This is a genomic window from Saccharibacillus sp. O23, assembly GCF_002205895.1.
Taxonomy (GTDB): Bacteria; Bacillota; Bacilli; order Paenibacillales; family Paenibacillaceae; genus Saccharibacillus.
The window spans coordinates 62,213-88,888 of record NZ_NJDE01000016.1 but is presented as its reverse complement, the minus strand read 5'-3'; the positions used below and the strand labels follow the sequence as shown (position 1 = coordinate 88,888).

General features: G+C 56.9%; 21 protein-coding genes. 19 read left to right on the top strand and 2 right to left on the bottom strand.

What is annotated here, in order from left to right:
• Positions 1-287 precede the first annotated feature (287 nt).
• The 13 genes from CDO73_RS19055 (at position 288) to CDO73_RS18995 (ending at position 16,965) form a co-directional block, all read left to right on the top strand.
• Entirely contained in the window at positions 288-1,148 is an 861-nt protein-coding gene (locus CDO73_RS19055) for an ATP-dependent helicase C-terminal domain-containing protein (RefSeq protein WP_256972768.1), read from the top strand.
• Between the two features lie 152 nt (positions 1,149-1,300).
• Entirely contained in the window at positions 1,301-2,038 is a 738-nt protein-coding gene (locus CDO73_RS19050; protein WP_088490111.1) for a general stress protein, read from the top strand.
• A 328-nt stretch (positions 2,039-2,366) separates the two neighbouring features.
• Complete coding sequence (locus CDO73_RS19045) at positions 2,367-3,878, top strand: methyl-accepting chemotaxis protein (protein ID WP_088490110.1); 1,512 nt, start codon at positions 2,367-2,369, stop codon at positions 3,876-3,878.
• A gap of 289 nt (positions 3,879-4,167) precedes the next feature.
• Positions 4,168-4,533: a replication termination protein gene (locus CDO73_RS19040; protein WP_088490109.1), complete on the top strand. Its 366-nt coding sequence runs from the start codon at positions 4,168-4,170 to the stop codon at positions 4,531-4,533.
• Positions 4,534-4,616: 83 nt separating this feature from the next.
• Positions 4,617-5,612, top strand: a complete 996-nt coding sequence (locus tag CDO73_RS19035) for a Gfo/Idh/MocA family protein (protein ID WP_088490108.1) — start codon at positions 4,617-4,619, stop codon at positions 5,610-5,612.
• 218 nt (positions 5,613-5,830) lie between these two features.
• Positions 5,831-7,129 (top strand): MFS transporter, encoded by a 1,299-nt coding sequence (locus tag CDO73_RS19030; protein ID WP_088490107.1) that lies wholly within the window; start codon positions 5,831-5,833, stop codon positions 7,127-7,129.
• A 100-nt stretch (positions 7,130-7,229) separates the two neighbouring features.
• Positions 7,230-7,895 (top strand): ArsR/SmtB family transcription factor, encoded by a 666-nt coding sequence (locus CDO73_RS19025; protein WP_256972767.1) that lies wholly within the window; start codon positions 7,230-7,232, stop codon positions 7,893-7,895.
• A gap of 150 nt (positions 7,896-8,045) precedes the next feature.
• Complete coding sequence (locus CDO73_RS19020; protein ID WP_088490106.1) at positions 8,046-9,077, top strand: aldose 1-epimerase; 1,032 nt, start codon at positions 8,046-8,048, stop codon at positions 9,075-9,077.
• Between the two features lie 80 nt (positions 9,078-9,157).
• Positions 9,158-9,736: a nitroreductase family protein gene (locus CDO73_RS19015; protein WP_088490105.1), complete on the top strand. Its 579-nt coding sequence runs from the start codon at positions 9,158-9,160 to the stop codon at positions 9,734-9,736.
• A 158-nt stretch (positions 9,737-9,894) separates the two neighbouring features.
• Positions 9,895-10,644, top strand: a complete 750-nt coding sequence (locus tag CDO73_RS19010; protein ID WP_088490104.1) for an acyl-[acyl-carrier-protein] thioesterase — start codon at positions 9,895-9,897, stop codon at positions 10,642-10,644.
• Positions 10,645-10,743: 99 nt separating this feature from the next.
• Entirely contained in the window at positions 10,744-11,646 is a 903-nt protein-coding gene (locus CDO73_RS19005) for an aldo/keto reductase (protein ID WP_088490103.1), read from the top strand.
• Between the two features lie 137 nt (positions 11,647-11,783).
• On the top strand, positions 11,784-16,541 hold the full coding sequence (locus CDO73_RS19000; protein ID WP_088490102.1) for an S-layer homology domain-containing protein: 4,758 nt from the start codon (positions 11,784-11,786) through the stop codon (positions 16,539-16,541).
• Between the two features lie 175 nt (positions 16,542-16,716).
• Positions 16,717-16,965: a hypothetical protein gene (locus CDO73_RS18995; protein WP_088490101.1), complete on the top strand. Its 249-nt coding sequence runs from the start codon at positions 16,717-16,719 to the stop codon at positions 16,963-16,965.
• A 222-nt stretch (positions 16,966-17,187) separates the two neighbouring features.
• On the opposite strand, the gene CDO73_RS18990 is transcribed toward CDO73_RS18995, so the two are convergent.
• Complete coding sequence (locus tag CDO73_RS18990) at positions 17,188-18,534, bottom strand: hemolysin family protein (protein WP_088490100.1); 1,347 nt, start codon at positions 18,532-18,534, stop codon at positions 17,188-17,190.
• Between the two features lie 36 nt (positions 18,535-18,570).
• On the bottom strand, positions 18,571-18,894 hold the full coding sequence (locus tag CDO73_RS18985) for a hypothetical protein (protein ID WP_088490099.1): 324 nt from the start codon (positions 18,892-18,894) through the stop codon (positions 18,571-18,573).
• A gap of 280 nt (positions 18,895-19,174) precedes the next feature.
• On the opposite strand from CDO73_RS18985, the gene CDO73_RS18980 reads away from it, so the two are divergent.
• The 6 genes from CDO73_RS18980 (at position 19,175) to CDO73_RS18955 (ending at position 26,447) form a co-directional block, all read left to right on the top strand.
• The gene (locus CDO73_RS18980) at positions 19,175-20,089 is read left to right on the top strand and encodes an NAD(P)/FAD-dependent oxidoreductase (RefSeq protein WP_088490098.1); all 915 of its coding nucleotides are present in this window, start codon (positions 19,175-19,177) and stop codon (positions 20,087-20,089) included.
• 124 nt (positions 20,090-20,213) lie between these two features.
• Positions 20,214-20,555: a DUF3243 domain-containing protein gene (locus CDO73_RS18975; RefSeq protein WP_088490118.1), complete on the top strand. Its 342-nt coding sequence runs from the start codon at positions 20,214-20,216 to the stop codon at positions 20,553-20,555.
• A gap of 260 nt (positions 20,556-20,815) precedes the next feature.
• Positions 20,816-22,516, top strand: a complete 1,701-nt coding sequence (locus tag CDO73_RS18970; protein WP_088490117.1) for a molecular chaperone HscC — start codon at positions 20,816-20,818, stop codon at positions 22,514-22,516.
• A gap of 1 nt (position 22,517) precedes the next feature.
• Positions 22,518-25,001, top strand: a complete 2,484-nt coding sequence (locus tag CDO73_RS18965; RefSeq protein WP_088490097.1) for a J domain-containing protein — start codon at positions 22,518-22,520, stop codon at positions 24,999-25,001.
• A 14-nt stretch (positions 25,002-25,015) separates the two neighbouring features.
• Positions 25,016-25,756: a DUF1266 domain-containing protein gene (locus CDO73_RS18960; protein WP_088490096.1), complete on the top strand. Its 741-nt coding sequence runs from the start codon at positions 25,016-25,018 to the stop codon at positions 25,754-25,756.
• Between the two features lie 88 nt (positions 25,757-25,844).
• Positions 25,845-26,447: a nitroreductase family protein gene (locus CDO73_RS18955; RefSeq protein ID WP_088490095.1), complete on the top strand. Its 603-nt coding sequence runs from the start codon at positions 25,845-25,847 to the stop codon at positions 26,445-26,447.
• Positions 26,448-26,676: the final 229 nt, after the last annotated feature.

Below are 26,676 nucleotides of genomic sequence, written 5' to 3'. Positions count from 1 at the left end.
GTAGATACACGGGATATAAATAGTAGGAGGAAGTACGCGTGCATTTAACAGTAGAGGCACTTCACGGTTAGCTTTTTTTTTTTTTCGGGTCCTCCGGCGCCCTGCGCACGCCGGAGGACCGGGCCGCCGAACGCGCGGCCCGGCTGCGGCGCATCGCCGGCGCGCCGTCCGGCCCGGCGGGCGACGCCGGCAAGGCGGGCCTGCTGCTCGCCTATGCATTTCCGGACCGGGTAGGCCGGCGGCGGGGTTCGGGCCGCTTCCTGCTGAGCGGCGGGCGCGGAGCGTACGTGCCGGAACGCGAGCTGCTCTCGCGCGAAGAATATCTGGTCGCCGCCGATATCGACGACCAAGGGACCGAAGGCCGCATCTGGCTCGCGGCCCCGCTCGAACCTGCGGATCTCGAAAGCTTCGCCGCCGAAGAAGGCGCCGAAGAGATCCGCGTCGAATGGGACGCGCAGCGAGAAGCGGTCTCCGCGCTTCGCGTGCGGCGCATCGGCGCCGTCGTGCTGCAATCCGCCCAAGCGGCGTCTCCCGACGACGAAGCGATCGCCGCCGCGCTGGCGCAGGGCATCCGCGCTTCCGAAGGGCGTCTGCTGCCGTGGACGAAGGAAGCCCGCGAGCTTCAGCGGCGCATGATCTTCATGCATTTGGCGGATCGCGAATTCCCGGCTTCGGACGATTCGGCTCTGCTCGCCGAATTGGAAGACTGGCTGCTTCCTTACGCGTCAGGCATCCGCAGCGCCGCGCAGCTCAAGAAGCTGAACTTGACGCAGCTCTTGGAGCAGCGGCTCGATTGGGATCAGCGCCGTACGCTCGACGCCGAAGCGCCGACCCGGCTGACCGTGCCGAGCGGATCGCGCATCGCGATCGACTACGGCGATCCGGAACGTCCGCACGTAGCGGTAAAGCTTCAGGAAATGTTCGGGCAGACCGAAACGCCGCGCATCGGCCGAGGCCGCGTGCCGATCACCGTTCAGCTCTTGTCTCCGGCCCGGCGTCCCGTGCAGATCACGTCCGATCTGGCGAACTTCTGGCGAGAAACGTACTTCGAAGTCAAGAAAGACTTGAAAGGCCGTTATCCCAAACATTATTGGCCGGACGACCCGAACGGCGCCGAAGCGACCCGGCATGTTCGGCCGAAGTCTTAAGGCATGTCTCTCGTTTTCGAACCGATTCTCCCGCCGCCGATTGTCTCTTGCAAGTTTCGCCGCGTTTTTACCGGGTAATAAGAATCGAACACGAATCCCAAAGGATCGATCAACCCATCTGATAATCCCAACTACCAAGGAGGACTTTCATCATGGCTAAGAAGATTGTGGGCGTATTCGAGAACGAACGGGAAGCATCGCGCGCGATTCAACATTTGCAGGATCAAGGTTTCACTTCGGACGATATCTCGGTGGTAGCCAAAGATCGCAACGATCTGAGAGCGATCGACGAAGAGACCGGTACCAAAGCGCCGGAAGGCTTGGCGGCCGGAGCGGCCACGGGCGGCGTGCTCGGCGGCGTGACCGGACTGCTTGCGGGCGTAGGCGCGCTGGCGATTCCGGGCATCGGACCGATTCTCGCGGCGGGGCCTCTCGCGGCGACGCTTGCCGGTCTTGCAGTAGGCGCCGGAGCAGGCGGCTTGGTCGGCGGTCTGGTCGGTCTGGGCATTCCGGAGAACGAAGCGGAAGAATACCAAGAATACCTGAACCGCGGCAATATTCTGGTATTGGTCGACGAAGACAGCCGCAGCAGAACGGTCTACGACTCGTTCCGCGACAATCGTTCGCTGAACGCCGACCGCTACCATCTGACCGAAGAAGGGTACGGCAACGAGATGCGTACGGGCGGAGCCGTGAATCCTTCTTCCAATATGGAATCCGATCCGGCGATCGACAGCATGCGCCGCGAACCGGGCCTGACGAACACGACGCCGGGCATGACGAATCCGGGCATGCGCGCGGAAGATGAAGCGCTGCTCGAAGCGGACCGCCGCAGACAGCTTGACGATACCGCCAATCCGTTGTCTTCGCGCGGCGATCGCAGAGAGTAACGGTCAGAGAGTAAAGGCTGCCGCATAGGTCGCGTAAGCGGAAGATTACGCGCCGGACAGCCGGACCGAACGGGACGACAATCGTATACGATATCGCGATCCAAGGCTGTCGGGAGAAATCCCGACAGCCTTTTTTGCGTGGGAGATTTTCCGTAAGGACGACTAAATTCGACAATTTATTTAATTTATCTAAATCTTTAACGAATTCATGACGATAAAAAGCGTAATCGCTCGATCTCTAAGTAGGCTATCAACCCTGCCGATCAAAGTGCTTTTTTCAAATAGAAGCCTACTAGATCGTCCACATTCAACGGGAGGTTACACATTCATGTTCAAAAAAGACAACCAAAGCTCCGATCTCGCGTTTCTGCTCGAAGAAAGTCGTCGACTGATCGGTAATGTCGAACAAAAAGAATCGGCCGAACTGGCTTCTCCTGCCGGAGGTTCTCCTCAACTGCAAGAATTGATCGGCAATCTGAACCAAACGCTGCAGAGCATGAAAAAGCGGGAAGAAGATATCGCCATGCGTCTCGATCTGGTGACTCAAGCGATTCAAGTAGGGTTGTGGGACATGAACGTGATTGCGGGAGATCCCGTGAATCCCAACAACACGTTTACGTGGACCGACGCGTTTCGGGCCATGCTCGGTTTCCGGGACGTCAACGACTTTCCCGACGTGCTGGACAGTTGGGCTTCGAGACTCCATCCGGACGACCACGGCTGGGTGCTGCAAGCTTTTGCCGACCATCTGTTGGACCATACCGGCCGGACGGGCTACGATATCGAATACCGGCTTCGGTTGAAAGACGGCAGTTATCGGTGGTTTCAGGCTACCGGAACGACGGTTCGGGACAAGCAGGGCATTCCGCTGCGCGTAGCGGGCGCGCTGTTCGACATTCATGACAAAAAGCTCAAAGAACGAGAACTCGCCGATTATATCGACCGATACGAATTGATCAACCGGGCTTTGGTCGAAGCGCCTTGGGATATGACGGTCGTAGCCGGAGACGTCGTCAATCCCAACAACGAATTCTGGTGGTCGCCGCAATTCCGCAAAACGCTGGGCTTCCAGAACGAAAATGATTTCCCGAACGTGTTCGGCAGTTGGAGCAGCCGTCTCCATCCGGAAGATGCCGAACGGACGATCCAAGCTTTCGCGGACCATATGAACGATTATTCCGGCCGAACGCCGTACGAACTGGATTATCGGCTTCAACTCAAGAGCGGCGAGTATCGCTGGTTCCATGCCGGAGGCGAGACGATTCGCGACCCGAAGGGCGTGCCGCTGCGCGTAGCCGGAACCATTCGCGACGTGACGCTGGAACGCAGAAAGCAGGAAGTCTCGGAAGTCATGAACAGCCGGATGCAGGAGCTGTCGTATTCGATCGACGAAATGGTACGCGCGATCGAATCGGTCTCCAGCCAAGCTCAAGAGATGGCCGCGGCCCAAGAAAAATCGACGCAAGCCGCCAAAGAAGCCAAAAAAAGCGCGGACGCGACCCGAAGCATTTCGGATTCGATCCGAGAGATCGCCAATCAATCCAACCTGCTTGGTCTGAATGCCGCGATCGAAGCGGCCCGCGCGGGCGAACTGGGGAACGGATTCGCGGTCGTGGCCGGCGAAGTGCGCAAACTGGCGATTCACAGCGCGGAAGCGACGAACAACATCGATCAGGTCTTGAACGAAACCAAGATGCTGATCGACGAAATTCTGGAAAGCATCGGACATATGACGACGTACACGCAGACCCAAGCCGCTCTGACCGAACAAGTGAACGCTTCGATGGACGAAGTCAGCACCATGACGAAATCATTGGTCGATATCATTCACGGTTTGTAAAATAAAAAGCATCGTTTCCGCTTATGACCGATCGAAGCGGAAACGGTGCTTTTTTATAATAAAAATTAAAAATCATCATATGAAAAATTCATAATAGAAAATCGGCGTTCGAATATTCATACGGCGCGGAGCGACGGTTTTCGTTCTCCTCCTGAAAAAAGGGAAAAAGCGCCGTTTCAAGCTTTTTTTAATCTCGAATCGATAAAAAATGCCCGAAAAGGTGTGAAAGCGCGCAAAGTCGATTATAATGGAAGGGAACAAGCGTTCACCTGAAAAGGAGGGGAAACACATGGCCTTCATGATCGCCCAACGGGCATTCATTAAACTGTACCTGATCACCATGGTCGAACAACAACGCGGATACGGATACCAGATGCTTGAAGAAATGAAAGAGAACTTCAAGCCGTTCGGATATGTGCCTCCGCAGAGTGAAATCTACCGCGCGCTGCACGAGCTGGTGCACGAAGGCGTATTTTATCGGACCAAGCAGCTTAAGGGAAGCGATCCTCGCATCGATTTCCAAGAAATCGTGCTGTATCATTTTACGGAAGACGGTCCGGAGAAAGCGAAGCTGTACAAAAAACAAGTCAAAACCGATCTCGACCGCTGCTTGGGCATGTTGAACAAAGCCGCGGAAGACAATTACGGAACTTAGTTCGGCCAAGATACCGGTGTCGAAGAAGAGGGGATGCGCCGCATCGCCTCTTTATCAAAAGACTTACTCGAGGAGGCCCAAACATGGTTCAACAGCTGCGATGGGGGATTATCGGAACGGCGGCGATCGCCGAGAGCGCGTTTATCCCGGCCGTTCAGGAATCCGAACGCGGCCGCGTGCTCGCGATCGCCAGCCGCAACGCGGACAAAGCGCGCGAAACGGCGGAGCGTACCGGCATCTCTCGGCATTACGGATCTTATGAAGAACTGTTGGCCGATCCGGAGATCGATGCCGTATATATCCCGCTTCCCAATCATCTACATAAAGAATGGACGATTCGTGCAGCCCGTGCGGGCAAACATGTCTTGTGCGAAAAGCCGTCCGCGCTGAACGCGGAAGAAACGGCCGAGATGCTGCGAGCGTGCGAAGAAAACAAGGTGCTGTTCGCGGAGGCGTTCATGTATCGGTACGGAGGCAAACACGAGCGCGTGCGCGAGATCATCCAATCGGGCGAGATCGGAGAGATTCGCGCGCTGCGCGGCGTATTCAACTACTGCACGCCGGACGATACGGGCAATGTGCGTTTCGACCGTTCGAAAGGCGGCGGTTCGATCTACGATATCGGCGTTTATCCGATCTCCGCCGCTCGCATGATTCTGGGAACCGAGCCGCTTTGGGCGTCGGCGCATGCTTTTTTCTCGCCGGAACATGACGATGTCGATATGGCCGCAAGCGGGCTGCTGGCTTTTCCGGGCGGCGTCGCTTTATCGTTCGAATGCGGCATGTGGGCGTATAACCGCTCTTATTTCGAAATCACCGGGACCTTGGGACGGATCGAACTTCCTTATATGTTCGGTTGGCGCGAGAACCCGCAGATCATCGTCGCGACCGATCGGGAGCGGCGGGAAGAGAAATTGCCCTGCGTCAATCATTATGCGCTGCAAGCCGACGCTTTCGCGCGAGCGGCGTTCGGAGAAGCGCCGCTTCCTTATCCTTCGGACGACGCTCTCGGCAACATGCGCGCGGTCGATGCCTGCCTTAGGTCCGCGCGCGACGGCGTCCGCGCGAACATCCACTGAAACTCTTCTCGAAGTCTACTGGATTCCGCCGTCCGCTTGACTTTTTCGACAGATTGAAGCCCTGCTTTCGAGCAGGGCTTTTTGCCGGTTTCGGACCTCGCTGCGTTTACGTCAAATTTTTTTTCACGTTTCCTCTTGCCAAATTCGTTTTCTGCGTTAAAATAAGGTTAACATTAAAAATATTTTAACGTTCATAAAAATTTGAGGAGGAAATAAAAATGGAAAACGCACATTCCGTTCCGGCCGAAAAGACAGGCAAGCCGCAAACCGCCAAAAAAGAAGGGATTCGGGCGCTGTGGCAAATCTCGGCGTTTCGCCAAATGCTGATCTCCCGCGTCCTTTCGAATTTCGGCGATGCGATCGATGCGATCGCGTACAGTTGGCTCGTCTACATGCTGACCGGTTCCAAACTGCTGATGGGCACGTTGTTCGCGGTAGGGACGCTGCCGACCATCGTATTGGGGACGTTCGCGGGCGTGCTGGTCGATCGTTGGTCCAACAAAACGACCGTCGTCGCGAGCGCGCTGATCCGCGGTTCGATCGTCGCTTTTACCGCTCTGCTCTACGTGACCGGCGCGATCGAAGTCTGGCATCTGTTCGTTCTGTCGCTGCTGCTGTCGTCGGTCGCCGCGTTCTCCAATCCCGCGATGATGTCGTGGATGCCCCGCGTGCTGCCCAAAGAGAAGCTGGTATCCGCCAATTCGCTCGCCGCTTCCGCGGCTCAGACGGCACGGCTCGGCGGTCTGGCGTTCTCGGGAGCGCTGATCGCTTGGGCCGGACTCGGCGGCGCTTTCGCTTTGAACGCGGCGATGCTGCTGCTCTCGGCTTGCGTATTGGGACGCATTCCTTCGATGCACGTCCCGAGACGCGAAGCGGCAGACGGAACGAAAGCGCCCGGGTTCTGGAAAGAGCTGGGCTCCGGCATATCTTATCTGTACGGTCAAAAAGTGCTGCTGTTGATCGTGGCGCTGGCCGGGTTTCTGAACTTCGCGATTTCGCCGATGGAAGCGTTGGAAGCGGCCTATGTCGGCGAACTGCTGAAGCAAGGTCCGGCCGCGCTGAGCGTGCTGAGCATCGGCATGTCCGCGGGCATGATCGCGAGCGGGCTGCTGCTCGGACAGATCGGAGGCCGCGTACGCAAAGGAACTTTGATGATCGCGGGCTTCCTGTTCATGGGCTTGTCGATCGGACTCCTGCTGTTCCCGCCGCACGCGGAGAGTCCGCAGCTTGCGCTGATTTTCGCGACCGCTTTGTATTTCCTGCTCGGACTGTCGGTCAATATGATCGCGTCGCCGACCACGTCTTACCTGATGGAGCAGACGCCGCCGGAGATGCTCGGCCGGGTGGGATCGCTGTTCAACACGTTATGCTTGAGCGCTTTTCCGATCGGAAGCGCGCTGTCGGGGGCCTTGGCGGAATCGCTCGAATTGGAGACGCTCTATCCGCTGATGGGGGCTTTGGTGATCCTGCCCGCGATCGTGCTGTTCGTTATTCCGAAGATGCGCGGCTTGCGCTGATTTCGCGCCATCTTTTGTGCAGTCGCTCCTTTTTCGCCTATAATGGAGAGTAAGAGGCGTCCCGAGCGATGCCGATCACCAAAGAGCGGGAGCTGGAGCAGTGAACAACGAATCCAAAAAAACGTTAACGACCCTGGAAGAAATCAAAATTTTCTCCGATCCGTATCGGCTGCGCATCATGAAGACGTTCGTGGATTTCGGTCGTCCGGCCACGGTCAAGGAAGTGGCCGACCGGATGGGCGAGGTTCCGGCGAAAGTGTACTATCATGTCAAGAAACTCGAAAGTATCGGTCTGGTCTCGATCGATCATACCGAAGTCATCAACGGAATCGTGGCGAAGTATTATCTGTATCATGACGGCGAAATCGAGATCCAATCCGCGGAGATCCAGCCGGAGATGCGCGGGGCTTATTGGTCCAACGTCAGACGCATGCTCGCGGAACAATTCGATCAAGTCAAAGAAAGGTTTTTGCGCCGCGCCGGCGGTTCGAGCGCCGAAACGGGACGGTTCATGCAGAACGCGCTCTATATGACGCAGGAAGAAGCGCAGGAAGTTTTCCGTCAACTCAACGAACTGCTCGAGCCTTTCAAACACAGGGATTCGGGAGAAAACCGTTTGTCTTACGACATCTTTATCGCGATGGGAGCGGATAAAGAAAAAGCGGAAGACGAAAAGCAGGCGAAAAAAGCGAAAAAGGCGAAAACGGATCGGCTCGAGAAAGACGGCAAGAAAGCCAAGCGGGCAGACGACAATACGACCGAGTGATAAAACGGAAGCAAGCGGGAGCAGCGGGGATTTTCGGCCGAGGCTCCCGCTTTTTCGTACGGGCGAGGTTTTTTCAAATTGAAAGCGCCTACCGTCGCGGGGTATAATAGGCCGTGTGCGATTCTATCTTTGTCCAAAAGGAGACTATATATGTCGATGAATCCAAATGCCGGAACCCCTCCGGTATACGAAGCCGCTCGCGGCGATTACAAAGGGGAAGAAGCCGTCTGGCTGAAATACGGCGATTACGAAGCGGCCGTACTGCCGAACGTGGGCGGCAACCTGATCGCTTACCGCGATACGAAACGCAACTTCCATTTCCTGCGCGAGCCGGAAGACATGCAGGCGTTCGTCGCCGATCCGGGCACGCACGGCATTCCGCCGCTGTTCCCTCCGAACCGTTACGATGCCGGGCTGCTGAGATGGAACGGCGAAGAATATTCGTTCCCCGTCAACGAAGAAGCGACGGGCAACTTCCTGCACGGTTACCTGCATACGCTGCCGTGGGACGTGGAAGCTTTCGGAGCGACGGAAGCGGGCAGCTTCGTGTCGGTCGTGCACCGCGTAGACGAGGGGCACAAAATGTACGCGTATTTCCCTTACGCTTTCACGCTGCGTATCCGCTATACGCTCAGCGCGCTGGGACTGGAACAAGACGTCGCGCTGTTCAACGAATCGGGCCGCAAGCTGCCTGCGCTGCTGGCGTTCCATACCGCGCTTAACGCGCCGTTCGCCGAAGGCAGTTCTTCGGAAGACTGCCGCATCAAGGTCACGATCGGCCAGCGCCGCGAACTCGACGGCCGCATGCTGCCGACGGGCGGTTTCCAGCCGCTGGCGGAATGGGAAGAAGAGATGCGCGAGAGCGGCGTCAATCCGTACGTGGATTCGATGGATAACCATTACACGGCAGTGCCGCAGGGCGGCCGCAACCGCGCCGAGATTACGGATAGCCGAATCGGCGTCAAGGTAGTCTACGACGTCGGAACTTCTTATCGCCACTGGATGATCTGGAACAGCGGCGCCGGCGGTTCGTTTATCTGTCCGGAACCGCAGGTGAATCTGGTGAACGCTCCGAATCTGTCGCTGCCGTCCGAAGAAACCGGGCTGTTCGCGATCGAACCGGGCGAGATCTGGCAGGCGACCAGCCGAATCTACGCCGTCGATCTGGCCAGCGGCGTATAAAGGCTCGTCGATCCGGCAGACTTGACGTTCTGTCGATCGACAGCCTCGGTTAGGGTGTACTCAACGAAGGAGGAATCGGAATGGACGTGAGAGAAGCGATCCGTACCCGGCGAAGCGTCGGGGCGGTCCAAGACCGGGAGGTGCCGCGCGAATCGATCGAGCGAATTCTCGAAGCGGGGACTTGGGCGCCGAATCATCGCAAGACCGAACCGTGGCGCTTCTTCGTTCTTCAAGGCGAAGGCCGAATGAAATTGGCTTCCGCGATGGCCGATACGGAAGCGGCAGAGAAAGGCATCTCGCCTTCGCCGGAAGAATACGAAGGCATGCTGGCTTCGGCGGGCAAAAAGGTATCGCGTGCTCCGCTGATTATCGCGGTCGGCTGCGAACCGGTCTCCGGACCGAAGATCATCCCGCTTGAAGAGACTTTGGCGGTCGGCGCGGCGATTCAGAATATGCTGCTCGAAGCGCATGCGTTGGGATTGGGCGCGGTCTGGAGAAGCGGCAACTTGTGTTACCATCCTTTGATGGCGCAGCGTTTCGGCCTTAGCGAAGACGGGCAGATGCTGGGTTTTCTGTATATCGGCTTTCCCGATCGGGAACCGGGCGATTCCAAGCGCGAGCCGTTCGAATCGAAAACGGCGTGGATCGACCAAGCCTAGACGGACGTTTAGGGTCGAGACTGCGCAGTTCGAAGATTCAGTTTTCAAAGCTTCGCCTTTCTTCGGAAAGGCGGGGCTTTTTTGCGCGTTTTACAGGTTGCGGATATAATGGAAGGCGAACGAAGAAGCGATCGTTCCAAGGAGAGGAGAACAAGGTCATGCAGGATGTATGGACGGAATCTTGGTGTCCTTCGGTCACCGATTCGGATTTTGCCGGGCGCATTCGGCCTTCGGCGCTGCTCGGCGTGATGCAGGACGCGGCGGATCGCCATCTGGAAGATGCCGGCGTGACGGTTGCTCGGATGTTGGAAGCCGGTTTGGCTTGGATTCTGATGACGACGCGCGTCGAATTCCATGCCGTACCGGAACTTGGGGAACGCCTTGTTCTGGAGACTTGGAACTGCGGCGCTTCGGGCGTATTGTGGACGCGCGATTATCGACTGCTCGGAGAAGACGGCAGCGAACGGGTCACGGCTTCGACGGCGTGGACGCTTGTCGATCTGGCGAAGCGGCGGATTCTCCGGCCTTCGGCTTTTCCGTTTCCTTTGCCGGTCAGCAGCCGCCCGGCGTCTAACGGCGTGCCGGAGAAAGTGATCCTGCCGGGCGAAGAAAGCGATTGGCAAGAAGGCGAATCGTACCGGGTTCCTTACAGCGCCGTGGATTGTTACGGTCACATGAACAATGCCCGCTACGCGGATCTGTGTCTTGATCTGCTTACGCCGCAAGAACTGCAGGAGCGGGAGATCCGATCGCTGCATCTGACGTACAGCCGCGAGGCCGCGTTAGGAGACGTGATCGGCCTTCGGCGCTGCGGGTCGGACGACGGAATTTTCGTGAGCGGCGAATCGAGCAGCGGACGCAGAACGTTCGACGCCGCGCTGGAACTGCGTTCGCGTTCGCAAGCTTGAGCCATAGCGAACTCGGAGCGCGAGGCAGGACAGCGCCAAGATCGATTCCAATGCTTGGATGTAAGCGAAACCAATAATCGAACAGAGAGGAGAGATTCAATGAAAACGAACCGATTAGGCCGTTCGGAACTGTCGGTCAGCGAGATCGGCTTGGGATGCATGTCGATCGGAACCGATGAAAAACATGCCTTAAGAATTCTGCACGAAGCCATGGATCTGGGCATCACTTTGCTGGATACGGCGGATCTCTACGACGCGGGGCGCAACGAAGAATTGGTCGGCAAAGCCGTCAAAGGACGGCGCGGAGACGTCGTCTTGGCCAGCAAAGTCGGCAATCGCCGGGTGCCCGGACAAGACGGTTGGGTCTGGGATGCTTCCAAAGCTTATATTCTGTCGGCGGTCAAAGACAGCCTGCGCCGGCTCGGCACCGATTATCTGGATCTGTATCAGCTGCACGGAGGGACATTGGACGATCCGATCGACGAGACGATCGAAGCGTTCGAACAGCTGCGGCGCGAAGGAGTGATCCGGTATTACGGAATCTCTTCGATCCGGCCCAATGTGATCCGCGAATACGTCTCGCGTTCGAATATCGTCAGCGTTATGAGCCAATACAGCATCTTGGACCGCCGTCCCGAAGAAGAAGTGCTGCCGCTGCTTGAAGCGAACGGGATAAGCGTGATCGCGCGCGGTCCGGTCGCGAGCGGCATGTTGACCGACAGCGGGGAAAGCAAGCTGTCCAAAGGATACCTCGGATACGGCGAAGAAGAACTTCGTGCGTTCCGCAGCGGTATCCGTTCGGCTGTGAAGCGGCCGCTGGCCGAAACGGCGCTGCATTATCCGCTTGCCGCTCCCGCTGTGGCGTGCGTGCTTGCCGGAGCAAGCACGTCCGAGCAGATTCATGCCAATGTCGAAGCGGCCCGCCGTCCGCCGCTCGGCGCGGAAGAGCTGGCCGCCGTTCGTTCGGCCGTGCCCGCGAACGTCTATGCGCAGCATCGGTGAGCCATAATCGCGTCAGGCGGCTTGCAAGCCATTAACAGTCAGTTAACCGTTGTCGAACAACCTGTTTATACTCAGCTGCTAGAATGATGAAGATCGGTAATTCTAACACATAGACAGAGAGGGGAAATCTCGGAAATATGAAGAGACTCTCGGTTAAAAAGAACAGAAAATGGCCTGCGCTGCTGGCCTCGGCGGTCTTGGCGACCAGCGTATGGCCGGCTCCGCTTCCGGTATCGGCGGCAACGGACAACAGCAATGTCGTTATTTCTCAAGTATACGGCGGCGGCGGGAACTCCGGAGCCAAATACATACACGATTTTATCGAGCTATATAATCCGACCGACGCTCCGATCAGTCTCGAAGGCTGGAAGATTCGGTATGCCGCGGCCGATAAAAGCCTTGAAGGCAGTACCAATACGGCCGCGTTAAACGGCACGATCGCGCCGAACGGCTATTATCTGGTAGAAGGTGCGGCAGGAAACGGAGGCACGGACGAACTTCCTCTTCCGGATGCGTCGACTTCGTTGGGTATGGGCGGTACGAACGGAAAACTGGATATTCTGAACGCCGCAGGCGAAACGATCGATATGATCGGTTACGGCACGGCGAATTCTTACGAAGGCAATCAGGCAGCCCCGGCTTTAAACAACACGACCGCAGCGATCCGGGGCGCAGCTAAGACTCTGCCTGCCGCCAATCGAGGCTCGGATACCGACGTCAACGCAGCCGATTTTGCCGTCGGCAGTCCCGATCCGCGCAACAGCAGCTACGTTTATGCTCCGGTCACCCAAGTCGAGAGCGTGAAGCCGTCTCTGGCCGCAGGCGCTCTGCCTTCGGGAAGTCAGGTTTCGTTCAGCAGCGCGACGCCGGGAGCAACGATTCACGTTTCCGTGAGCGCGCCGGGCGAAACGGCTCCTTTTGCGACCTACGCCGGTCCGATCACGATCGACGGACCGAAAACGGTCAAAGTCTATGCTTCGGCGGACGGTTTGGAAGACAGCGAGACGGTGACCTATGACTATACCTTGATGGAAAAGAGCAGCATTGCTCAAGCGCGCTCGACACCGGTCGATCAGATCGCGTTTACGGAAGGCGTCATTACGTTTATCGATAACGCGGAAGTCTATATTCAAGACGGCACCGGCGGAATCGTGCTCTATGGATATAATCTGCCGAGCGCCAAAGTCGGCGATCGGATCGTTGTCGGCGGCCAAACGGCGGTCTATCAGAAGCTTCTGGAACTCAAACCCGTCGCGGGTCTTCCCGCTGCGACGATCGAACCGAACGTCGGCCTGCCGGCCGCTCAGCAGTTGAGCGCTTCCGATCTGTCCGCGGCCAAGGGAGGAGCTTACGAAGCCGAGCTGGTTCGGCTGGATAACGTCAAGATCACGGCCAAAACCGGCAGCAATGTTACGGCCAGCCAAAACGGGCAAACGGAAACGTTCGCCATCTATTCGGCTTCGGCCAAACTCGCGGTCGACAAGACGTTCGACAGCGTTACCGGAGTCGTCAAACGCTACGGCGAAGTCTATCAGTTGATCCCGCTCGGCGAAGACGCTTTGGTGGAAAATACGTTCTCCGTCATCGCCAATCCGCAGGCCGGCAAGATCGTTCGCGGCGGCGAAGTCAAACTGGCGAGTCCGGCACCGAACGCGGCGATCCATTACACGACGGACGGAACCGTTCCGACTGCCGCAAGCACGCTGTATGCTTCTTCTGCTCCGATCATCTTGACTGAGGATACGACGATCAAAGCGATTCTGATCGCGGGCGGAGACACGAGCGAAGTTTACGAGTTCGCGTATACCGTCGTCGACCAGCCGCGGATCCACGATATTCAAGGAAGTTCGCATACGTCCGCATACGACGGACAGAACGTTTCGAATATCGAAGGGGTCGTGACCCAATACGGGTATTCGTTCGGCAATGGCGCTTACAAAGGATTTTTCCTGCAAGACAACGAACCGGACGACGATCCGGCTACTTCCGAGGGCATCTTCGTTTATTCGACGAATACCGGGTTGAAGCCGCAGATCGGCGATCTGGTTCGCGTATCCGGCAAAGTGAGCGAATATAACGAAGGCAGCGCGAACAATCTGACTTCGACGCAGATCGCGATGACGTCGGTCGAGAAAGTCTCGGGCCAGACCGCGCCGATGCCGGAGCCGATCGTCCTCGGAGCGACCGGACGTCCGATTCCGTCTTCGATCATCGACGATGACGACATGACGGAATTCGATCCCGAGACCGACGCGATCGATTTCTACGAATCGCTGGAAGGCATGCGGGTCACGCTGCCGAAGCCGACGATCATCAGCCCGTACTGGAAAAGCGGAGGCGGCAGCTCGGAGACTTACAATATCGCGACCCGCGTGGACAACGGCGGCGACGTGATCTCGCCGGCCGGCGGCCTCGTGCTCAAAGAGTATCTGAACTACAATCCGCAGCGCCTGATTATCGCTTACGGCAATCCGGGGCAGGAAGTCGGCACGGGCGATACTTTCGCTGCCGACGTGACCGGCGTGATCGGGTACAACAACGCCAACTTCAAAATCATTCCGGCGCAGGGCCAACTGCCGGCCATTACGCCGAGCACGTACGAGCAGGAGACGACGCAGATCGTTCCGGCGGAAGACAAACTCATGATCGCTTCGTACAATATCGAGAACTTCTACCCGGGAACGGGAGAAGAGAAGATCAAGAAGCTTGGCAAATCGTTTGCTTCCAACTTGAAACAGCCGGATATCATCGGCGTGGTCGAGATGCAAGACGGCGACGGTCCGACCAATAACGGGATGACCGAAGCCGATGCGTCCGCTCTGATCGCGGCGATCGCCGACGCGGGCGGTCCGACTTATCGGTATACGGACGTCGCTCCGGCCAATAACGAAGACGGCGGACAGCCGGGCGGCAATATTCGAGTAGGCTTCCTATACAATCCGCAGCGCGTTCAGCTCGCCGACAGCGTAAACGGGGTCAAAGGCGAAGCCAAAACGGCGGTCGCTTACGACGCGACCTCCGGGCATCTTACGCATAACCCGGGGCGGATCGATCCGACGAACGCGGCGTTCGACGAGTCGCGCAAACCGCTGGCGGCTCAGTTCGTCTTCAAAGGCGAATCGGTGATCGTGATCGCGAACCATTTCAATTCGAAGGGCGGCGACAATTCGCCGTTCGGCAAGATTCAGCCGCCTGTTCTGTCGAGCGAAGTCCAGCGGCACGAGATCGCCAAAGTCGTGAACGGATTCGTCAAAAACGTGTTGGCCGACAATCCGAAAGCCAACATCGTGGCGCTCGGCGACTTGAACGATTTCCAATTCACGCCTACCGCTTCGATCCTGCGCGGCGGCGAATTGGTGAATCTGATCGATACGCTGCCGCTAAGCGAGCAGTATACGTATACGTATGACGGAAACTCGCAGGTGCTGGACCATATTCTCGCCAGCAAAAATATCGCGTCTTCCGCGAAAATCGACGTGGTGCATCTGAACGCCGACTTCCCGGAATCGAGAGGGCGGGTATCCGACCATGATCCGGTCGTCGCGCAGTTCGATCTGAAGCCGGCGGCGACCAACCCGGATCCGGGCACGAATCCGGGAAACCCAGGAAATCCAAACAGCCCGGGAACCGTGCCGACTCCGACGCCGGGTTCAGGCAGTCCGGCCAACCCGAATCCGGGAACCGGCACGAATAACGGCCAGACGGGCGGAACTTCGCCGTCCGCCGGCGATACGCCGGTCAAGACGATAACGGCCGCGGAACTCGGCGCGCAGATCGCTGCGCTTCCGGCGTCTTCCGACGAGCTGCGGATCGCGCTCGATGCGGGAACGGGCGGAGCCGAAGCCGTTCTGCCGGGCGCGGAGCTGCTGCGTCAAGTCGCGGCCAAGCCGGATATGACCGTAGCGTTCGTCGCGGACCACGCGACCTATTCGCTGCCGCTTCAGGTGTTGCTCGCAGCGAATCTGACCGCGCAGCTCGGAGAAAACTTCGAACTCAAAGTCTCGATGACGAACGCGGAAAAGCCGATCGTCGACGGCGCGGCTCAGGCGGCGGCCCTAAGCTCGCTCAAACTCGCGGCTCCGATCGTGGAATTCCGGGTCGCGGCGCAGAGCGGCGGCAAGAGCGTCGACCTGAACGAATTCGGCGGCACGTACGTCAAGCGGACGATCGCGCTGCCGGAAGGACAAAATACGCAAGATCTCACCGGAGTCATGTACGACCCGGCCAGCGGCGAATTCTCGTTCGTGCCGTCCGTGTTCGCGAAGGTCGACGGCAAGAATCAGGCCGTTCTGCTGCGTAACGGCAACAGCGTCTATACGGTCGTCGAGTCGTCGCGAACCTTCGGCGATATCGCCGGGCATTGGGCGCAAGCGCCGATCGAAGAACTGGCTTCGCGCCTGATCGTCGACGGTACCGGAACAGATGCGTTCGCCCCCGCGCGAAACGTAACCCGAGCCGAATTCGCGGCGCTGATCGTCCGCTCGCTCGGCTTGACGCCGAACGCGTCGGCCGCCGCGTTCTTCAAGGATACGGACGGCGGAGCTTGGTATGCGGAGGCCGTCGGAACGGCTGTCGGCGCGGGCTTCATGTCCGGTTATCCGGACGGAACGTTCCGCCCGAACGCGCCGATCACCCGCCAAGAGATGGCGGTCGTCTTGTCGCAAGCGGCCGAGTTCGCCGGCTTCGCGCTTCAAGCCGACGCTTCCGCCGCGTCACGGCTCGGCGATCTGAACGAGGCTCCGGCTTGGTCGCGCGAAGCTCTGGCAGGGCTGATCTCGTTCGGCATCATGCAGGGCCGAGCCGACGGACGGATTGCGCCCGGAGCGGAAGCTACCCGCGCGGAGACGGCGGCGCTGATCGAGAAGCTGCTCAAAAAAATGCAGTTCATCGATTGATCGCTGCGCCGTTCGGCACAATGATAACGCGCTTTGAACACGAGAAGCCCGGCAGATTTCGATCCGCCGGGCTTTTTCGTGCGCGATACGGCCGGAAATCGGTAAGGCTTCGTTAAACTCTTACAGATAACGGGTAAAAGGGGAGAAGACGGACAACAGGAGGGAGCCACAAGTCATGGACGAAAAAAAGCAGCACGAGAAAGAGATCGAACAGAATCAACAAGATCCTCATCGGGAAGGCGCGTCGGATCATCCCGAACAGTATCCGACCGAGAACGAAAGCTTGTTCGATATGCATGAAGAAGAGCAGAACGTCGATCCGCTGCCGATGGAAGACATCAGCATGGAGCAGCAGGAAGAAAAAGACAAGGACGCGACCAAGCAGCGTTCGTCGAGTCCGGATAAATATCACAGCGGATTCTGATCCGCTCCGCGTATCGGGTTCTGCTTGCAGACTCCAAAAGCGTCCCGCTTGCATCAGCTAGGATTTTTTCGAAATCCGCGGCTCTGCGCATATATCGACGTATAGATAAACGAAACGCCTTCCGGCAGCCCGGAAGGCGTTTCGTTTAAGCTTTATGACCTGAAGTTCCAAGCTCGTCATGCCCAAGCGATCTTGGTTTCGATCTTCCGCAAACCGTGCCTTTTACTGATCGGCTTGCTGCGTCGAAACGTCGGCATTTTCGTCCGTCACGACGTGGCTGCGCAAGATCTCCAGTTTGCGGTAGCGGCGCGGACCGCGGCGCAGCACGGTAAACTCCAGATTCTCGTGTTCCCATTTCCGGCCTACGGCCAGATCCGGCTTGTGGCCGTACAGCCAGCCGCCGATCGTGTTCAATTCTTCGTCGTCCAGCGAGGTGCCCAGCATCTCGTTGATGCGATGGATGAACACTTTGCCGTCGACGATCAGATGGTCTTCCGACACCTGCACGATCTCGGCTTCTTCGGCCGCGTCGAATTCGTCGCGGATATCGCCGACGATTTCTTCCAAAATGTCTTCGATCGTCACCATGCCCGATGTGCCGCCGTATTCGTCGACGAGAATCGCGATATGGGTGTTTTCGTTTTGCATTTTTTTGAGCAGGTCTTTGACCGCCATCGACTCCGATACGGACATGACCGGATGAACCAGAGACGCCACGTCGATGTCGGGGTCTTCTTCGAGCGCGAGGAAATACTGCTTCGTGTTCACCATGCCTACGATATTGTCTTTGCTCGAATCGGCCACCGGGAAACGCGTGTATTGTTCCTGCACGATGATGCGGCGATTTTCTTCGCGCGTTTTGTCCAGATACAAGCAGGCCATGTCGGTACGCGGAACCATGATCTCGTTGGCCAGCATCTCGTCGAAAGCGAAGATGCGGCTGACGTAGCCGTATTCGCTCTGATTGATCTTGCCGCCTTCGTAACTCTCGTTGAGGATCAGGCGCAGTTCTTCTTCGGAATACGCTTCGCCGTGTTCGCTGGCCGGCTTCATGCCGATCAAGCGTCCGATCTGGTTCGCCGAACCGTTCAGCAGCCAGATAAACGGATACATCACTTTATAGAAGACGAGCAGCGAGCCGGCGACGGCCAGCGTCATCGTTTCCGCTTTTTGGATCGCGACCGTTTTCGGGAACAATTCGCCGACGACGACGTGCAGATAGGTGATGATCGCGAACGCCAGAACGTAAGACAATACCGAACCGACGGCTTCCGGAATGAACGGGAAAGCTTCGAATACCGGATGCAGGATCAGCTCCATCGTCGGCTCGCCGAGCGAACCGAGGCCGAGGGCGGTAATGGTGATGCCGAGCTGGCAGGCGGATAAAGAACCGTCGAGATTGGTGATGACTTGTTTGGCTTTGACCGCCCGTTTGTTGCCTTCCAGAATCAGTTGATCGATCCGGCTTCCGCGAACCCGAATGATCGCGAACTCCGTCACCACGAAATAAGCGGTAGCGGCGATCAGCAGCGCGACCAGTACCAGATTGATAGCTATAGTAGCTCCCATGACAATGATGTCTCTCCCTTCGAATATGAACGCTTTTTAATGAAATGAAAGAAAAAAGCGCATATCCACGTAGTTCGAGAGAAACTTGAGCGGCCGCAGCAGCAAGCGTTTCAATCGCAGCAGCACGGCCCATCCGGACAGCAGTTCCGCCGCATGCAGCGGGAAAAAAGGATCGTAGGGAGCCAGTTCCGGCCCGATCGTGGGCAGCTCGGGGAGCCACAGCAGCGGAGACAAGCCCGAAGGCAGCAGGCCTACGCCGGTATCCGCGCTGTTAAGATTGTCCAACGCTTCGTCCAGATCGATCGGATCGACGTCTTTGAGAACGGCGGGAGACAGGCATAAGATCAACGTCAACAACAAAACGAAAAAGAAACGGACCCCGTGAACGGCACGGTTTGAGACGCAACGGGGCCTTCGTATTCGGCTAGATAAGGGAATCGACCTCTTTCTATAAGGAAATGATCCGTAAAACGCAGCTACACAAATTGTAGGGATGCATGCGGTTATTGTCAAATGGACGTTCAAAAGCCGACTTTTTGGTTTATATACTTTTGAAACCGACTGTACAAAAACAAGCGACTTCGAAGCCGGCTCGGCTTAAGGATTCGAACGTCTTTTCAACTCGGAGAGGAGTCTGGTTATGCTGCATGATTGCATCATCATCGGCGGAGGAATCGCGGGAACGCAGGCAGCCATCCAATTGGGTCGTTACAGCGCGCATAAAGTGCTCGTTATCGATTCGGGTTACGGCCGTTCTTCCGTTTGTCATACTTACCATAACATCATAGGCTGGCCGGAAGGCGTCACGGGCGAAGATCTGCGTCAGACCGGACGCAAGCAGGCCGAAGCGTTAGGTATCGAATTTCTGGAACAGACGGTAACGGAAACGGCGCGGGACGGAGAACGATTCATCGTCACGACTGGCGACGGGCAGAGGTTCTCGGCGCATACGCTGCTGCTGGCTACCGGCATGATGGATCGGTATCCGGACATTCCCGGACTCCGCGAAGCGCTCGGCTACAGCGTATACATCTGTCCGGATTGCGACGGCTACGAGATCGTGGACCGCAAAACGGTGCTGATCGGCTCGGGCGAACACGGTTCGGGCATGGCGGTCCTGCTGGCGGAACGCACGCCGCATCTGACTTACGTGAACCACGAACGGGCGCCGATCGAAAAGCGTCTGATCGATAATCTGCGCAAGCACGGCATCGAATACGAAGAACAGCCGGTCACCGAAGTCCGCGTCGACGACGATCACGATATCCGCTCCGTGGTGCTGGAAGACGGCCGCGTGTTGGAAGCCGATCGGGGATTCATCGCGTTCGGAGGCAGTCACGTACGTACGGAATTGGCGGACCAATTGGGTATCACTTTGGAAGGGAATCGCCATATCAAGACCGATCCGCGTACCAAGATGACGGACGTGGAAGGCGTATGGGCAGCCGGCGATATCGGCTTGCACTCGGAGCTTTCGACCATCGCGATGGGAGAAGGGACGCAAGCTGCTATATGGATACACAAAAAATTGCGTAAAATCAATAAAAGCAGATAACGGAAGGTTCAGATTCGACAGAAGGGTTAATAATAGTGCAGCAGGTGCTGGGAAACCGGCAGTCGAAAGTCGAAAATCGTCTCGAAAAAACCGACATCTTAGGAGGAAACCGACAATGAGTAACATCAACGAACAACAGCATGCGGTAACCAAAGACGGAGAAGTTCAACCGGACAAGATCGAGCAAACAATCGACCGCATCAGCGACGACAAAAAAGACAAGATCTTACAAGATTTCGACGAATTCAAAAAGTATCTGCACAATCGGATCAAGATCGGCGAAAGCATCGGTCTCGGCGAAGAACAACTGGCGAAAGTCGCCGAAAAAGTCGCCGGATATCTGGCCGCTAACGAAGAACCGCGCAACAGCGAAGAAAAACTGCTGCAGGAATTGTGGAAAGTCGGCGATCAGGATCAGCGGCATAAGTTGGCTCACCTGCTCGTTCGTTTAGCTCAATCCTCCTGATCGAAGCTGCCCGTCGGGAGAGGGATTCTTGGAATCCCGCTGCAACCCGGTAGGACAAAAATCGGATTCGCACCCGCACAGCTTATGATCGACATGACACCAGCCAACCGATTTTTGAGGAAACCTTCCGGGCATTATGGAGGGTTTTCCTTTTTTTCGCGGTTATACGGCCGGTCGATTCGGGATTCTTGTTCTGAAATATTCCGAATCGCTGCCGATAAAATAAGTAAATATAAGAAGAAAGAGCGGGGGTGAACGTTTTGCCGATTATCGGAATCGACTTGGGAACGACGAATAGTCTGGCTTCTTATCGAACGGAAGAAGGCAGCGCTCTGATTCCGAACGCGCTCGGGAATGTGCTTACGCCTTCGGTGGTCGGCGTGGACGACAACGGCCAGATTCTGGTCGGGGAGATCGCGAGGGAGCGTCTGGTGACGCACCCGGAACGGACCGCGGCACTATTCAAACGATACATAGGCACGGAACGGCGCTATCGCTTGGGCGAACACGAATTTTCGCCGGAAGATTTATCCGCTTTCGTACTGCGTTCGATCAAACAAGATGCGGAAGCGTTCTTGGGAGAACCGATCGAAGAAGCGGTGATCAGCGTACCGGCTTACTTTAACGATATCCAGCGAAAAGCGACGAAGCGCGCCGGCGAACTGGCCGGATTGCGCGTCGAACGATTGATCAACGAACCGACGGCCGCGGCCGTGGCTTACGGACTGCATCTGGAACAGGAAGAAAGCCAATTTCTGGTGTTCGATTTGGGCGGCGGCACGTTCGACGTATCGATTCTCGATATGTTCGAAGGCGTGATGGAAGTCAAATCGGTAGCGGGAGACGCGTTTCTCGGCGGCGAAGACTTTACGGACATGTTGATCGCCCGTTTCCTCGATAAATTCTCGCTGGACGAAGACCGCTTGGACAAGCGGACGATGGCAGCGCTGCGCAAGCAAGCCGAGCAAGGCAAACGTCTGCTGACGATGCAGCAGGACGCGAAGCTGGTCTGCACGGTGGACGGGGAGACCTACGAATGGTCGATCGATCGCGGCTTGTTCGATCATCTGTCCAAGCCGCTGCTGAACCGCCTTCGCCATCCGGTGGAACGGGCGTTGAAAGACGCTTCGCTCAGTCCGCGCGAGTTGAACGAGATCGTGCTGGTCGGCGGGGCTACCCGCATGCCGCTGATCTATTCGTTCGCGGCCCGTTTGTTCGGCCGACTGCCGGCCGCCCGTATCCATCCCGACGAGACGGTCGCGATCGGCGCGGGCATCGTCGCCGCCATGAAGGAACGCCGGGAAGAGCTGCGCGAAGTGGTGCTGACCGACGTCTGCCCGTATACGCTGGGAACGATGGTCACGGTCAAAAACGGCGAAGGCGGCTACGATAACGGACATTTCTATCCCATTATCGAACGCCATACCGTTATCCCGGCGAGCCGGGTCGAACGTTTCTATACCGTTACCGAAGATCAGAAGACGATCCGCGTCGAGATCTTCCAAGGGGAAAACCGATTGACCCGCAACAATATCAAATTGGGCCAATTGGAAATTCCGGTGCCGCCCGGGCGCGCCGGAGAGCAGGCCGTGGATATCCGGTTCACTTACGACATCAACGGGATTCTGGAAGTCGAAATCACGACGTTGTCCACGGGCGAAACGCATCGGCTGCTGATCCGCGAAGACGCGAGCGGCATGTCGCTCGAAGAAGTCGAGAAGCGGTTCCAAGAACTCGAAGCGATCAAGATCCATCCTCGCGACAAAGCGGAGAATCGTCTGCTGCTGGCTCGCGGCGACCGCATTTACGAAGAATCCCTGGGAGCGGCGAGAACGCAGATCGCGGGAGCGCTGCGCCGCTTCGAGACGGCGCTTAACCGGCAGGACGAACGCGAGATCCGCAAAGAAGCGGGAACGCTGAAAGAACTGCTGGAACTGGCGGACAAACAGCCGGAGGAATGACATGAACATATGGGCCATGCTGGGAATCGAACCGACATCGGAAGTGAAAACAATCAAGAGGGCCTACGCGCGCAAATTGAAAGAATGTCACCCGGAAGAGAATCCGGAAAACTTTCAGCGGATCAGACAATCTTACGAATCGGCGCTGGAAGAAGCCAAACGGATCGCGACGGATCCGGGAGCGCGGACGGAGCTGAGCGAAGCGGAATTGGCGCATCTTCGCAGTCCGGAACCCGCCGCGGCGGACCCGGGGCCCGAATCGCCGGTCAAACAATTCGTTCGACGCTGCGAGATCTTGTATGCCGATATCGCGCGGAGAATCGATCCGGAGGAATGGCAGGAACTGCTGGACGACGAGCTGTTCTGGCCGATCGAGACTCGCGAACGGATCGGAATCGAACTGTTCGGCTATTTGCTTAAACATCCTTATCTTCCGCAAACCGTGCTGCGTCTGCTGGACCGGCATTTCGAATGGACGGCAAGCGAACGACGTTTGGCCGACGATTACGATCCGACCGAAGTTGCGCTCTTGATGGAGCGTTTCGGCAGCTTCTGGGAACTTCGTTACGACAAGCTGACCTCGGACGAACCCTACGATTACGACGCCTTCCTGAAATTCCGCGAACAAGCGCATTATGCTCTGGTCACGAACGACCTTTCGCTTGCAGAGAAAACACTTAAAGCGGCGGCGCTGCTGAATAATCGAGAACCGGACTGTCTGCGGTTGATCGCTTTGTTCTATTTGCGCCAGAACCAGTATGCATCCGCGCTTCAAGTACTGGAACAGTGGCTCAAAGACGAGCCGGACGAGCCGGAAGCCCGTTTGATGCATGCGGACGCCCTGCGCGGTTCGGAGCAGTGGGAAGCCGCTCTGCTCGATTACGAGCATTTGGCCGAACTGCTGCCGGGAAGCATTCATGCGCTCAGCGGCAAAGCCTCTTGTCTCGAAGCCTCCGGGCGTCTATGGGAAGCCAAAAAGGTGTATGAAGAGCTGCTGTCGCGTTACCCCGAAGATCTGGATGCGCAGATTCGGCTGTTGATGCTGAACGACAAGCTTGCAAACGAGCTGACGGGCGAGCCTCGCGAAGAAACGGCCGGCGTTCTGACTTTGGCGGAGTTGTATCTGGACACGGGACGCACGTCGGAATGCGCGGAGCTGCTGTTGGAAACGGAAAGCCGGCAAACGCTGTCGGCGGATCTGAATTTCCTGCTCGGCAAAGCGCTGGGGAAACTGGAACGTTATGCCGAAAGCGATCTGCGTCTGTCGCGCGCCGAATCGCAGACGGAAACGGAACCGTTCAAACAGGCGGATGTTCTGAAGCTTCGGGGATTGATCCGCATCGCGCTTCGGCGATTCGACGAAGCGCGCGAAGATCTGCGGCGCGTGCTTCTTTTGCAGCCGGCCGACGCGGAAGCTCTCTACCGATTCGGCGAATCTTTGCGGATGGAGGAACGTTACGAAGAAGCGCTTCAACTGCTCAACCATGCGTTGGAACTCTCTTCGAACTGGTATTACCATTCCGCGCGCGGCGATTGTTTCTACTCGCTGCATCGGTATCCGGAAGCTCTTTTGGATTACTTGCGCGTGATCCAATACGACCGAGGACTGGCGGAGGCTTGGTTCCGAGCCGGATATTGTTTCTTGCGTATCGGCGATTACGCGCATGCGCTGGAGTATTTCGGCGAATCGCTGGGCCGGGGTTTCCCGGAGATCGCGTTGTTACTGATGGCTCAGGCGCAGTATCGAAGCGGAGATACGGAGGAAGCCCTCCGGTCGACGGAACGTTATATTCGCGAACGGCCTCAAGACTATTACGGCCGGATCATCGAAGGCGATCTGTATCGCTTGGAGAACCGGTCGGAAGAAGCGTGCACTAGTTATGAGGAAGCCGCGCGCCTCGCGCCCGACGAATATCTGCCGCTTCGACTTTCGGCGCACATGCTGCTGCGTTCGGATCGTGCCGAGCAGGCGGAGAACCGGCTCAAGCTTCTGACGGAACGTTATCCGGAGAAAGGATGGGCGCATCTTCAGCGAATCCGTTTGTTGATCGCGCGAATGCGTTGGCAGGAAGCCGAATCGGCTATCGTAGCCTACACGGAGCGGATTCCGGCGAAAGAACAGGACCCTTTGGTGCTGCTGTACGGCGGATACATTTTGCTGCGGACGAAGCAGTACGTTCAAGCGGCCGAGTTTTTCGAAGCGGCGCGCAAAGTCGGACTGCGGGGCGAATGCGACGAATACTTGATTCGCTGTTACGTGGCTATGGGGCGTTACGATCAAGCGGAAGCGCTTGCGTCCGAAATTTCGTCCGCCGATGACGTCAGTCCCGTTCTGGTCGAGATCAAGCAAATCTTGGACAAAAACGCCGGACGCCGATGGAAATGGTTGGGGCGTTCCAAACCGATTCAACTGCCGCCTTTAGCGGATAATCCGGCTCTGACCGAGCCCGCAGGCGAGACATTATCGGACTTTCACGGGTTCTGAAAGGAGACAGAGCAATGGAGACGCTGCGTATACGCGAAACGGATGAGCGCGCCATGCGCGCGTTCGCTCTGGGAGCGGTATTGTTCCGAATGAACGGCCTGCTCGAAGAAACGGGCTTCGCTTGGCCGGCTTCCCGAAAAGAAGAATTGCGTAAATTGTTGGCGCATACCTGGTCGGTCAAAGACGAAGAGACGCTGGAGAAGCATCTTAGCTGGCTGCTGAAAGAAGGCGGCCAAGCCTCTTACCGCAAGACCGAGTCGCTGCTCGGCGCTTTGTCTCTGCGCGATCGCGAACAATATTTCGAACGGTTGAACGGCAATGCCGCTTTATTCAATCATGCAAGACTCGTTCAGATGTACAGCGGCAAGCTTCCGCCCGCGGGCATCGCCGCTTGGGATCTGGGCCAATACGTTTTTATCTGCCGAACGGCCCATTCCGCCGGTTTGATGGAAGCGGAAGAAGCTATGGAACGATCGCTTTCTGCCGCAAGGCACGCTCAGACGTTATATCGGGATTGGACGGAATTCGCCGTTTCCTATCTGGCCGGCCGCCAGATTTGGACCAATCAACCTTCGGCCGAAGCAGCCAAGCCGTACGTGGATTGCGTAGCGAAACTGCTCACCGAACCGCGGGGATTATGGCGAAGATTGGCGTGGGACATGTCTTTGAACGAAACGGAAGATGAAGGACGTCCGAAGGTTTCTGCCAACCCGACCGTAGATACGGATATTACCCCAGCTTATGACTCGGAATAAAAGCTTGACGACTCTTTCAGACTGATATATAGTTTATTACGAAAAGTTATTAAAAATATTTTCGTGATCGACAAGGAGGAGTTTTATCGTGGCAGCAGAATTTTTCGAGGCGCTTAAATCCAGACGTTCCATCTACGGCATCGGCAAAGACGTTTCGGTAGACGAAGCGAAGATCCAGAAAATCGTCGAAGAAGCGGTTCTCTACACTCCGACTTCGTTCAACTCTCAGACTTCCCGCGCGGTCGTTCTGTTCGGCGAACAGCATGACAAGCTGTGGGACCTGACTTTGGCGGAACTGAAAAAAGTCGCGGTATCCGAAGAAGCTTTCGAAGGCACGACGAACAAGATCAATTCCTTCAAGAGCGGCTACGGCACGATCCTGTTCTTCGAAGATCAAGACATCGTGCAGAACCTGCAAAACCAATTCGCTCTGTATGCCGACAACTTCCCGATCTGGGCAGACCAATCTTCGGGCATGCTGCAGCTGGTCGTATGGACGGCCCTGCACGACGCGGGTCTGGGCGCTACGCTCCAGCATTATAACCCTCTGATCGACGCCGGCGTTCAAGAAACATGGAACCTGCCTGCTTCTTGGAAACTGAGAGCGCAGATGCCTTTCGGCAGCCGCCTCGCCGAAGCCGGAGAGAAAGCTTTCCAACCGGTCGAAGAACGGGTTAAGGTATTTAAGTAAGGTTTTCGCAAAATCACAAATTTCGCGACTTTTATTAAGAGGAAAAGAGACGGAGCGGTTCTATCCGTCTCTTTTCGTTTCCCGGGAGCGATTCTAATCGAGTTTTGCGAAATACCGGAGTATAAGACTTTTGCAAAACTTCAATACTAGCGATTTCTAATCAAGGAAAAAGAAGCCGGACGCTTTAACCGGCTTCTTTTTGTATCCCGTGAGCGGCTTCAATCCGTTT